The sequence below is a fragment of the Streptomyces sp. sk2.1 genome (assembly GCF_008120935.1).
GTDB lineage: Bacteria > Actinomycetota > Actinomycetes > Streptomycetales > Streptomycetaceae > Streptomyces.
Map to the genome: position 1 here is coordinate 1 of NZ_RDBO01000173.1, position 10,624 is coordinate 10,624.

10 protein-coding genes are annotated in these 10,624 nt (G+C 74.2%); 1 reads left to right on the forward strand and 9 read right to left on the reverse strand.

The genetic code is table 11. The features are described 5' to 3' along the window. The 3 genes from EAO76_RS41925 to EAO76_RS41935 all read right to left on the reverse strand — a co-directional run. A partial coding sequence (locus tag EAO76_RS41925; RefSeq protein WP_148841472.1) for a flavin reductase family protein occupies positions 1-532 on the reverse strand: 532 nt, incomplete at its 3' end. Then, on the reverse strand, positions 529-2,352 hold the full coding sequence (gene asnB, locus EAO76_RS41930) for an asparagine synthase (glutamine-hydrolyzing) (protein WP_148841473.1): 1,824 nt from the start codon (positions 2,350-2,352) through the stop codon (positions 529-531). The genes EAO76_RS41925 and asnB, both read right to left, overlap by 4 nt. Beyond that, on the reverse strand, positions 2,340-3,005 hold the full coding sequence (locus EAO76_RS41935; protein WP_148841474.1) for a hypothetical protein: 666 nt from the start codon (positions 3,003-3,005) through the stop codon (positions 2,340-2,342). The genes asnB and EAO76_RS41935 overlap by 13 nt, the downstream gene beginning before the upstream one ends. Positions 3,006-3,194: 189 nt before the next feature. On the opposite strand from EAO76_RS41935, the gene EAO76_RS41940 reads away from it, so the two are divergent. Then, positions 3,195-4,085, forward strand: a complete 891-nt coding sequence (locus EAO76_RS41940; protein WP_148841475.1) for an alpha/beta fold hydrolase — start codon at positions 3,195-3,197, stop codon at positions 4,083-4,085. Here the strand turns inward: EAO76_RS41940 and EAO76_RS41945 are convergent. From EAO76_RS41945 to EAO76_RS41970, 6 genes are all read right to left on the reverse strand, one after another. Then, the gene (locus EAO76_RS41945; protein WP_262376210.1) at positions 4,034-5,017 is read right to left on the reverse strand and encodes a helix-turn-helix transcriptional regulator; all 984 of its coding nucleotides are present in this window, start codon (positions 5,015-5,017) and stop codon (positions 4,034-4,036) included. The genes EAO76_RS41940 and EAO76_RS41945 overlap by 52 nt on opposite strands. A gap of 215 nt (positions 5,018-5,232) precedes the next feature. Further along, complete coding sequence (locus tag EAO76_RS41950; RefSeq protein ID WP_148841476.1) at positions 5,233-6,000, reverse strand: alpha/beta hydrolase; 768 nt, start codon at positions 5,998-6,000, stop codon at positions 5,233-5,235. Then, entirely contained in the window at positions 5,997-7,007 is a 1,011-nt protein-coding gene (locus tag EAO76_RS41955) for an LLM class F420-dependent oxidoreductase (RefSeq protein WP_148841477.1), read from the reverse strand. The genes EAO76_RS41950 and EAO76_RS41955 overlap by 4 nt, the downstream gene beginning before the upstream one ends. Beyond that, positions 7,004-8,260, reverse strand: a complete 1,257-nt coding sequence (locus tag EAO76_RS41960) for an acyltransferase (RefSeq protein ID WP_148841478.1) — start codon at positions 8,258-8,260, stop codon at positions 7,004-7,006. Before EAO76_RS41960 ends, EAO76_RS41955 begins: the two co-directional genes overlap by 4 nt. Beyond that, positions 8,247-9,641, reverse strand: a complete 1,395-nt coding sequence (locus EAO76_RS41965) for an MFS transporter (protein WP_187439026.1) — start codon at positions 9,639-9,641, stop codon at positions 8,247-8,249. Before EAO76_RS41965 ends, EAO76_RS41960 begins: the two co-directional genes overlap by 14 nt. Positions 9,642-9,714: 73 nt before the next feature. Beyond that, entirely contained in the window at positions 9,715-10,569 is an 855-nt protein-coding gene (locus EAO76_RS41970) for a GDSL-type esterase/lipase family protein (RefSeq protein WP_262376211.1), read from the reverse strand. Between the last annotated feature and the right edge of the window lie 55 nt (positions 10,570-10,624).

Here is a 10,624-nt window from a genome sequence, read left to right on the forward strand (position 1 = left end):
GAACTCGGTGGGGGAGAAGGGGCTGCTGCGCGGCGGGGCCGAGACCGTGGTACCGGCCGGCGTGGTGCACGAGCGGCGGGCCGTTGCCGCTCCGCACCCCGACCACCTGACCGATGAGCAGGGAGTGGTCCCCTCCGGGCACCACGGTGACGAGCCGGCAGTCGAACCAGCTCAGACAGTCGTCGAGGACGGGCGCGCCGGTGTGCTCCCGTACCAGGCCGGCCGGCGGTGGCTGCGGCCGGTCGCGTTCGGGCCGCGCGTAGTGATCGGCGACCTCCTGCTGGTCGTGGCGCAGGACGTTGACCGACAGCACGCCGGAGGCGCGCGCCGCCCACACCAGCGGGCTGTGCCTGCCGATGGCCACGGCGATCAGCAGCGGGTCGAGCGAGAGCGAGGCGAAGGCGGAGACGGTCTTGGCGGGGGTGCCGTCCCGGTAGCGGGTGGCCACCACCGTCACCCCGGTGGGGAAGGTCCGGGCGGCGTCGAGGTACTCCGCCGTCGTCGGTCCGCCCCGGCCGGTCGTGGGGCTCATCGCACCCTCACCCGGTAGGTTTCGAGCCAGCGGTCCACGGCCAGCAGGTGGTCGAGCCCGCCGGTGGGGTGGGGCGCGGCGCGCGGCCCCGGCAGCGGTGTGCCCTCGGCCAGGTGCCGCTTCACCGCCGCCCGGTCCACCAGGTCGAACACCGGACTGCTCCGGTGCACCAGATCCTCGGCCAGCACCCGGAGCGCCCGCCCGTAACCGGGCGCGGAACTGGCCGGATAGCCGCTCTTGGGCCGGTGCAGCACGCTCTCCGGCAGCAGGTCGCCGACCGCCCGCCGCAACAGGCCCTTGGGCACCCCGCCGGTGTTCTTCTGCGACCAGGGCACGTTCCACAGGTACTCGACGAGCCGGTGGTCCGCGAACGGCACCCGCACCTCCAGGCTCGCCGCCATGCTCATCCGGTCCTTGCGGTCCAGCAGGGCGGGCAGCCAGCGGGTCAGCGCCAGGTGGGAGATCTGCCGGGCCCGTCGCTCCGGACCCGACCCGCCCGCCGGGTGCGGCACTTCGGCGAGCGCGTCGGCGAACCGCTGGGCGGCGTACTCCCGGGGCCGCACCCACTCCGCGACCTCCGGCCGCAGCAGGTCCGCCGGCGACGGCCGGTCGCTCAGCCACGGGAAGGTGTCGAGCGGACGGTCGTGGTGGAAGTAGGGGTAGCCGCCGAACACCTCGTCGGCGACCTCCCCCGACAGGGCGACCGTGACATGCTGCCGCACCCCCTTGAACAGCAGGTACAGCGACACGTCGGGCTCGCCCCAGCCGGGCCGGTCGCGGGCCCGGAGCCCGACGGAGCGGTGCGCGAGCAGCTCGCCGCCCGGCACCGTCACCGCCGTGTGCACGGTGGCGAGCCGGTCGGAGAGCTCCGCGATGTACGGCGCGTCGCTGTCCCGGTTCCAGTCGCCCAGGCGTTCGGGCTGCTCGTCCGGCGGGAAGTCCACCGAGAACGTCGCGAGCTTGCCGCCGCGGGCGTCCGCCGCCGCCAGCGCGGTCAGCGTGGAGGAGTCCAGCCCGCCGGAGAGCAGCATCCCCAGCGGTACGTCGCTGACCAGCTGTCGTCGTACCGTGTCGGTCAGGATCTCCCGCACCCGGGCGGCGGTGGTGTCCAGGTCGTCGGTGTGCGGCCGGGTCTCCAGGGACCAGTACGCCCGCTCGCCCACCCCGTTCGGACCGAACCGCACGGTGTGCCCGGGACGCACGGTGTGCAGCCCCCGGAAGACGGTCCGGCCCGGCGTCGGCGCGGACGGGACCGCGAACAGCTCGGCCAGCGACTCCGCGTCCGTCTCGGCCTCGAAGAGCGGATTGGCCAGGACGGCCTTCGGTTCCGAACCGAACAGCAGATGGCGGTCGCCGCCCGTCCAGTACAGCGGTTTCACACCGAGCCGGTCGCGCACCAGCAGCAGCTCCTGCCGGGGCACGTCCCAGACGGCGTACGCGAACATCCCGTTCAGCCGGGGCACCGCGGCCTCGCCCCACTGGAGGTGGGCCCGCAGCACCACCTCGGTGTCCGAGCCGGTGCGGAAGCGGTGCCCCAACGAGGTCAGTTCGGCGCGCAGTTCGCGGAAGTTGTAGACCTCGCCGCTGTAGGTGATGACGGCCAGCACCCGGCCGTCGCCGTCGCGCGCCTCCATCGGCTGCGCGCCGCCCCCGACGTCGATGACGGCGAGCCTGCGGTGGCCGAACGCGGCGTGCTCGGAGAGCCACACATCACCCGCGTCGGGCCCGCGCGGCACCATGGTGTCGGTCATGGCCCGCACGACCTCGCCCTCGGTCCGCAGATCGCGGTCCCGGTCGACCCAGCCGGCTATGCCGCACATTGCGCCTCCCAGATGCAACCGGGGCCGTCGGGACCCTCGGTGAGTTCATGACGTGGTGCGTAGCCCTTGGCGGCGATGTTGGCGCCGGTGGCGTGCACGCAGTACTCGCAGGGCGAGGCGAGCGTGATGCGCACACCACGGGCGCGCGCCTGCTCGCGGTAGTCCCAGATGGCACAGTGCGAGATCTCCAGCACGGCGCGTTCGGCGCCGTCCTCGACGACGCGGTAGCGCGATCCGTACAACTCGGCCTGGCGGGCCACCCGGAGGACCGGGTCCAGCGCGCCGCGGCCGTGACCGGGCTCGACGTAGCGGTGGACTTCGGCACCGGCCCGTGCCCAGGCGGCGAGTTCGCCGTGCCCGTAGCGGGACACCAGGAACCGTTCCATGAGGGCCTGGGCGCGGAAGAAGACGCGCTGCCAGTCCCCGGCGAGGTCCGCCCCGGCGCGGGCACCGGAGTCCGGGCCGGTGTCGGTGCCCCGGCCCGGCAGATCGGCGAAGATCTCCGAACGCACCGCGATCCAGCCGTCGATGTCCTGGCCGCCGCGGGTCTCGGTGAGGTACCGCGTCAGGCCGGCCTCGGCCTCGAAGAGGCGCTGCCGCCACAGTGCGGCGCGCTCCGACGGGCTCATGTCGGTGGAGTACTTCTGCTTCATCAGCAGCTCTTTCGACCGGAGAAGAATATTTCGGGAAGAATGAATTCGAAATTCCTGACGCAGAATAGGAATGAGAGTTCGACGCCGTCAATGTCAATTCTTGAGGCGGTGCACCGGTCATCCTGTGACCGTGAATAACAGCATCCGCAATGAATTCCCGAACGGGTCGGCCGCCATTAGCCTGGCCCGATGGTGCTGTTCGAGGGATTCGATTCGCTGACCGTCACCGGGGCCGACGGCGGCCCCGTGCACGTCCGCAGAGGGGGCGAGGGCCCGCCGCTGCTCCTGCTGCACGGATTTCCGCAGACCCACGCGATGTGGCACGCGGTCGCACCGCCGCTCGCCACGGAGTTCACCGTCGTGGCCGCGGACCTGCGGGGGTACGGGGAGAGCCGACGGGCCGTCCGGACCGGCGAGGACCCGCCCCCGTACGACAAACGCGCCCTGGCCGGCGACCTGGTGCGGGTGATGGACGCGCTGGGCTTCGACCGCTTCGCCGTGGCGGGCCACGACCGGGGCGCCCGGTGCGCCTACCGGCTGGCCCTGGACCATCCGGCACGCGTCACCCGGCTGGCCGTGCTCGACATCGTGCCCACGGCGGACGCGCTGGACGCCGTGGACGCGGGGGCCGCCCGGCAGCTGTGGCGCTGGTTCCTCATGGCCCAGCCGCACCCGGTCCCGGAGCGCCTGATCGCGGGCGACCCCGAGACGTTCCTCTTCGGGGCGCACGCCGGGCTGTTCGCCCCCGAGGCGCTCGCCGCCTACCGGAAGGCCGCCGAGGACCCGGCCGTCGTGCACGCGATGTGCGAGGACTACCGGGCGATGTTCGGCCCCGACCTGGAACACGACCGGGCGGACCTGCGGGCGGGGCGGCGGATCGAGGCCCCGGTGCTCGCCCTGTGGGGCGGACGGTCGCACACCGAACGGCACCACGACGTACTCGCGGTGTGGCGGCGGTGGGCCGGTGACGTACGGGGGCGGGCGCTGGACTGCGGGCACTTCCTGCCCGAGGAGGCGCCCGCCGAGACCTACGCGGAGCTGCGCTCCTTCTTCGCCGCGGCCGGCGCCGCCGCCGGATGACCGGAGCCCGCCCGGCACCGCCCGATGCGGACGACCTCCGCACCCGTGTCACGGCCCTCCCGCACCAGACGGGACACCAGCTCGCGGTCTCCGGGGCCGACCGGGGCCTGCACCACGATCAGCGCCTCCGGGTCGTCCACCGGCCGGAACGCCGAGAACTGCAGGTCGAGCCCGCCGTGCCGGGGCAGCAGCACCGAGACCCGGCGGGCCGTCAGATCGCCGACGCCCTGGCACTCCCACCACTGCGCCAGCTCCGGGAAGTCCGCGCGCAGGATCGCGTAGATCTCCCGGGTACGGGGGTCGCTCGCGGCGAGCCGCGCCGTCTGGCCCCGGAAGTGCGCGAGCACGGCACGGGCCAGCGGCTCCCAGTCCAGCAGCGTCGAACGGAACGCGGGACTGCCCGCCACGCACCACATGAGGTTGCGGCGCCCGGCCGGGATGCCGGCCGGGTCGGACCACACGGCGGCGTACGCCTCGTTCCACGCGGTGATGTCGAAACGCGAGTCCAGCAGCACCGCCGGACTGTTCTCCCAGGTGTCCAGCAGGCCCTGCAGACGGGCCGCCACCTCGTCGTGCCCCGCCCCGTCCACCGCGGGCGGCAGCAGCCCGGACAGGGCCAGGACGTGGCGGTACGACACGGCGTCGAGCCCCAGCGTCCGCGCCACCGCCTCCAGCACCTTCCGGGAGGGGATCACCCGGCCCTGCTCCAGCCAGGTGTACCAGGCGAGCCCGACGCCCGACAGCGCCGCGACCTCCTCGCGGCGCAGCCCGGGCGTCCGGCGCCGGCCGGTGTCGGGCAGCCCGACGTCCTGCGGGGAGCGCCTCTCGCGATGGGCGCGCAGAAACGCCCCCAGCTCCTTGGAATTGGCGAATCCCCTGCTCTCGCCGATTTCTTCCTCGGTGTTCGTGGATGTGTGTGCGGACTTCTGCACGGAGAATTCCCTTCCGGGTCGACGGGTGAAGACGAATGATCACCGGGAGTGCTGCGGCACGCCCCTACATCGTCTGCACCGTCCGTACGGACCGGAATTCGTCAACCCGTCGCCCGGCTGCATGCCGCCCCCCGATTCTCCGCGATCCTGCGGGTTTCACGGGCCAGCTTAACCGGGTTCCGGCCACCACTGTCCGATTTCTCGTCAGTTGTCCTTCAGGCGAGATGTTCCGTTAAGAAATCCGCAACAGAGTCGGCGGCCGCCACCGCCTTCGGCAGCCGGTCCACGAACAACTGCCAGCAGTGCGTCGCCCCCTCCCACAACTCCACCCGGCAGCGACCGCCCGCGGCCGTCATCCGCGCGCCGAACCGCCGCGCGTCGTCCACCAGCACCTCCTCCCGGGCCGCCTGGAGCAGCACGGGAGGCAGGGCGGCCAGCGCCGCCCCGTCGGCGAACAACGGCGACGCGGCGGGGCCGCGGGCGTCGGCCCCCGCGAGGTAGAGGGCGGCGGAACGGCGCAGCGAGGACCGGTCGAGCACCGGATCGCTGTCCGCGCACCGCTCGAACGCCCCCGATTCCAGGGTGAGATCGAGCCACGGGGACAGCCCCACCGCGGCGGCGGGCATCGGCAGCCCGGCCCGCTGCGCCTCCAGGAGCACGGCGAGCGCCAGCCCCCCGCCGGCCGACTCGCCCACGAGGGCGATCCGGTCGGCGGGAACACCGTCCCGCAGCAGTTCCGTGTACGCGCCGAGACCGTCCTCGACGGCCGCCGGGAACGGGTGCCGGGGCGCCAACCGATAGGCGGGCACCAGCACTTCGGCCCCCGTACGGCGCGCGAGATGCGCGGCGAGCGGGCGGCTCGGCCCGGGGGAACCGGACCGGTAGCCGCCCCCGTGCAGTTGCAGCACCACGCGGCGCCCGTCCCCGCCGACGGCTCCGACGCGCAACACCGGCCGCCCGCCCAAGAGCTGACCCGCCGTCATGTCCGCAGGTCCGCGAGCAGCCCGGGCAGCGCCGCGGGGTCCCCGTACAGTTCGGGCGTCGGCGCGACGTACAGCAGCAGGGTCGTCACCCCCGGGTGCAGGAAGCCGCGGATCCGTTCGCGCAGCGCGGCCGGTTCGCCGTGCAGCCACAGGGCGTCGACGAGCCGGTCCGGCAGCGCGGCGGCCGCCCCGTACCGGTCGCCCGCCAGATGGGCCTCGTGCGAGGCCTTGAGCAGGTCCCCGCGGCCGAGCCACTCGTGGAACGCGTGGTAGGGCTTCTGGTTGAGGATCCAGCCGAGGAAGCCGCGCCCCGCGTTCCTCGCGTACGCCGTGTCGCGCGTCGGGCAGACGAAGAGCTTCACCACCGTCTCCTTGGGCGGCGGCGGGGTGCCGTCCGAGCCGTCCACGCCCCCCTGCGCCCGCCCGGCCGCGATCACCCGCGGCACGTCCTCGGCGGTGAGGAGGTTGACGACCGCGCCGTCCCCGTCCCCGTACGCCACCCCGAGCATCCGCGGCCGCAACGCGCCGACCAGCACCTTCGGTGGCCTGGCCGGGGTGAAGCCGAGGCTGAAACCGGGCGCCGAGAGCGTCTCGTAAGCGTCGCCCACCGGCTCCCCGCGCAGGGCCCGCCTCAGGAACCGGACGGTGTCCCGGACCCGGGCGAGCGGCCGGTCGTGCGCCACCCCGTTGAGCGCCGTCGTATGGGCGGGCACGGACGCGCCGACACCCAACAGGACTTCACCCTCCGTGAGTTGGGAGAGCGTCGCCGCGGTCTGCGCGAGGATGCCGGGGCCGCGGGTGAAGACCGGCACCACTCCCGTGCCGAGCCGGAGCGCCGGCTGCCAGGCCGCCGCGGTGGCGAGCGGGGTGAAGGCGTCGATGCCCCCGCCCTCCCCGGTCCACACATCGGTGAACCCCAGGTCGGGAAGCGCCTCGACGGTGCGCCGGTGATCGGTCAGGGCATGGGTGGGCAGAGGCAGGTTGACGCCCCAGCGGACATCGTTCATGGAAGTACGGACTCCTGTTCGTCGCGGAGGTCGGACCGTCGGGGGCCGGGYCGGCGGGGTCCGGACTCCGTGGGATCGGGTACTCGGGGGCCGGGCACCGGCCGGGGCTCCGGCGTCCGGCCGCGCAGCCGCCGCAGCGGCCGTTCGACCAGGTAGTGGCTGAACGCGGCACATCCGACGGACAGCACCACGGTGACCGGGAACAGCACCCGGAAGTCCGCCGACCCGGCCCGCTCGCCGGTGACCCGGAGCCAGCCCTCCACCACGACCATGTGCCACAGGAACAGGCCGTACGAGATCTGCCCGAGCCAGGCGGGCACCGGATGGGCCAGCAGACGGGCGGGCGTCCCCGGACCGGGCCGGGCGGGCCCCAGGGCCAGCGGCGCCACCAGCGCCACCGCGACGACCAGATAGAGCAGATGCTCCAGCAGCGCCTCGGCCACCGTCGGATAGCGCAGCGTCGACCCGGTGAGCGGCGTCGACACCAGGACGTACGCCCCGAGGGCCACGCCCCAGCACAGCCACGGCCGGCGGACGGGGGCGGGCGGCTCGACGGTCCGGGAGGCGATCACCGCCAGCGCCATGCCCGCCGCGAAGTACCCGGCGTACTCGGGCAGCCACAGCTGGGCCGGCGGATAGGGCCCGGCGGACGGCACGTGGGTGAGCACCACCGACAGCAGGGTCACCGCCTCCACCGCACCGAGGACGCCCAGCACCGCGCCCGCCCTGCCCCGGCGCAGCAACGGATGGAGCGCCGCGGCCAGCAGGGGGAGCACGGCGTAGAACGACACCTCGGTCGCCAGGCTCCAGGTCTGCGGTATCCCGGCCGGGATCGGGTCGGAGCCGTAGATGTGGAGCAGCAGGAACGTCCGCAGCGCCGGCCAGGCCGCCCCGAGCGTGTCGCGGCCGAACCACACGAGCGAGACCAGTGCCACCAGCCAGTAGGCGGGCAGGATGCGCACCGCCCGGTGGCGGAGGTAGCGACCGGTGGAGGGGCGCGGTCCACCGTCGCGCGCGGCGTTCGCGAACGGGCGGTAGAGCAGCAGCCCGGACAGCACGAAGAAGATCGGCACCCCCACGGTGAAGCGGGAGACGACCGGACCGAGCGGCCCGGCCTCGCCGATGCCGAGCCAACTGGACGCGACCTGACCGGTGTAGATCCCCACGTGCAGGGCGATCACCAGCAGCGCGGCCACGGCGCGCAGGCCGTCGAGCGGCAGCGCCCGGCGGTGCCCGGTGTCAGGCACGCCCATCGGTCACCGCCCCCTTCGCGGAGCCCTCGCCCACGGCCCCGGCACGCGAAGTCCCCTCGGGCGCGGGCTCCTCCGGCGCCGCGGACTTCCCGGACTCCGGCCCCCCGGGGCCTTCCGGCGCCGCGGATTCCCCGGACCCCTGCGCCCCGGCCGGGCGGAGCCGGCCCACCAGCGGCAGCGCGGTCAGCCCGGCCAGCACCGCGAGACCACCGCCGACCACCGCGGTACCGGTGTCCGCGTGCGCGAAGGCACCCGCGGCCGCGACACCGACCGCCGTGCCCGCGTACAGCGTCGCGCTGTTCCAGGAGCTGGACGTCGCCCCCAGATCCGGCCGCGACGACACCAGCAGCGTCTGCACGAGCGTCCCGAAGGCACCGCTCGCGAAGAACCACACCAGCACCGCCGCGTACGCCAGGAGCGAGGTCGCCCCGAGCGCGGCCAGCACCGCGGCCCCGCCCAGCACCAGGCACCACACCGGAATCCACACCGCGTCGCCGGAGCCGCGCTCCCGCGCCCGGTCCCCGATCCGGCCCGCGACCAGCGAACCCAGCGCGCTGCCGGCCCCGACCAGGATGCCCAGCAGCCCCAACTCGTTGACGGAGAGCCCGAACCGGTCGTGGAGCGCCGAACCGAGGAAGGTGTACGCCCCGAGGTTCGCGGCCTGCAGCAGGAAGACGACGATCAGGGTGTGCCGCAGCACGCCGTCGCGCCAGACGGAGAACACCGCGGTGAACCGCAGCGGGGCCGCCCCGCCCGCCGCTCCGTCCTTCGGCCGGCGCTCGATCTGGGCGAGCAGCAGGGGGGCCGAGGCCGCGGTCAGCGCGGTGAGCGCCCAGAACGAGGCCCGCCAGCCGCCCCATCCGGCCAGGAAGCTGCCCGCCGGGACGCCCAGCACCTGCCCGGCGGAGAAGAGCGCCATGCCGAGTCCGACGGCCCGGCCGCGCACCGGGGCCGGGGCCGTCTCCGCGATGTGGGCCCAGATCGACGGCCCGGCCAGCGCCGCGCCCAGGGCACCCACCACCCGGGCGACGACGAGCACCGTCAGGTTCCCGGCCACCGCCGCGAGCGCGTTGCCCAGCAGGAACAGCAGCGTTCCCGCGAGAATGGTGGGGCGCCGGCCGAAGCGGTCGGACACCGCCCCGAGGAACGGCGCGGTCAGGGCGTACACCAGGGTGTACGCGGTGACGGTGCTCGCCGCGGCGGCCACGGAGACCCCGACCGAACCGGCGATGGTCGGCAGCAGCGGCGAGACCAGGAACGTCTCGGTGCCGATCAGGAACAGCAGCAGATACACGCCCGTGTACGCCGCCCACGGCACCCGGGCGGGTGGTGACTGCGCGGGCGGTGCCGCCTCGGCGGCGGACGGTGTGGTCTCGGGCACGGCATTCCTCTCGCCGGACGGCGTCTGACGAGGCGATCGTTCCGGTACGGGAGCGGGGCAGCCAGATCCCGAATCATGCTGGTACTGGCACACACAGGCTGCGGCGCAGCGCGGCCAGGAAGCGCTCGGCGAGGACCGGATGGCCGGCCGGCCCCGGATGCAGCCGGTCCAACCCCTCCGGTTCCAGCAGCAGTCCGGCCTCGCGCGGGCCGAAGACGTCGAGTCCGTCGATGTGGTTGAGGGCCGTGTCGCCGTGCCGCCGCAGGAGCTCCACGGCCTGCCGGACCCGGACGCGGCAGTCCTGGACGGTCAGTCCGGAAGGACCGGGAACCGTCTCGCGGTCCGGTGCGACGATGGTCGACATCAGCGCGAACGGTGTCGTCGGATGCCGCTCGCGGACCGTGGCCACGAAACCGATCAGGGCGGAGGTGAAGGCGTCCGGGCTGTGACTCCCGAGCGCCTGGACGTTGATGCCGACGCACGCCGTGAGCAGCTCGGCCGGCAGGTCGCGCATGAGCCGGGCCGACATCGGCTGGAGGCAGCACGCCGCGCCCAGCGCGATGGATGTCAGATCGAGCCCGGCCCGTCGGGCGACGAGCGCGGGCCAGGCCCTGGCGGGCGAACGGGCGCCCCTGCCCTGCGATATGGAGCTGCCGTAGTGCACCCAGCGCGGGCCCCCGCGCCCGTCGCGCTCCACGGACGCCGTCCGGTCGACGGTCAGGGCGCGCAGCCTGAACTGGTGGTACGGGGGGAGCCAGAGCTCGACGGTGCCCATCCGTTCCGGCAGCCCGGGCACCAGGAACCCGGCCTCCTCGCCGTCGCACCGGAGCTCGACGGTGGTGACGATCCGGCCGTCCCGCACCACGTCCAGCCGGGGCCGTTCCTGGGGGCCGTTGAGCCGGGGCGCGGGGGCCCGCGCTGGGTGCACTACGGCAGCTCCATATCGCAGGGCAGGGGCGCCCGTTCGCCCGCCAGGGCCTGGC

Excerpts from the sequence above, each read along its gene's own strand:
- EAO76_RS41955 (WP_148841477.1), bottom strand. The coding sequence starts at position 7,007 with ATGAACGATGTCCGCTGGGGCGTCAACCTGCCTCTGCCCACCCATGCC.
- asnB (WP_148841473.1), bottom strand. The coding sequence starts at position 2,352 with ATGTGCGGCATAGCCGGCTGGGTCGACCGGGACCGCGATCTGCGGACC.
- EAO76_RS41940 (WP_148841475.1), top strand. The coding sequence starts at position 3,195 with ATGGTGCTGTTCGAGGGATTCGATTCGCTGACCGTCACCGGGGCCGAC.
- EAO76_RS41935 (WP_148841474.1), bottom strand. The coding sequence starts at position 3,005 with ATGAAGCAGAAGTACTCCACCGACATGAGCCCGTCGGAGCGCGCCGCA.
- EAO76_RS41950 (WP_148841476.1), bottom strand. The coding sequence starts at position 6,000 with ATGACGGCGGGTCAGCTCTTGGGCGGGCGGCCGGTGTTGCGCGTCGGA.